This is a genomic window from Streptomyces beijiangensis (assembly GCF_017315755.1).
Lineage (GTDB): Bacteria > Actinomycetota > Actinomycetes > Streptomycetales > Streptomycetaceae > Streptomyces > Streptomyces beijiangensis.
Genome location: NZ_JAFLRJ010001765.1, coordinates 1 through 262, shown reverse-complemented (window position 1 = coordinate 262; position 262 = coordinate 1). Strand labels below are relative to the sequence as shown.

1 protein-coding gene is annotated in these 262 nt (G+C 67.6%); it reads left to right on the top strand.

The window, feature by feature from the left end:
* Nucleotides 1-262 (top strand): fructose-bisphosphatase class II (locus J0695_RS43565; protein WP_206970322.1); only part of this gene is annotated, 262 nt, incomplete at both ends.

Here is a 262-nt window from a genome sequence, read left to right as displayed (position 1 = left end):
GTCCGACCCGTCCGCGGTCTTCTACATGGAGAAGCTGGTCACCGGGCCCGAGGCCGCCGACTTCGTCGACATCAACGCCCCGGTCTCGGTCAACATCCGGCGGGTGGCGAAGGCCAAGCGGTCCAGCCCCGAGGACGTCACGGTGATGATCCTCGACCGCCCCCGGCACGACAGCATGGTCAAGGAGATCCGCGAGACGGGCGCCCGGATCAAGTTCATCTCGGACGGCGACGTGGCCGGATCGATCATGGCGGTACGGGAG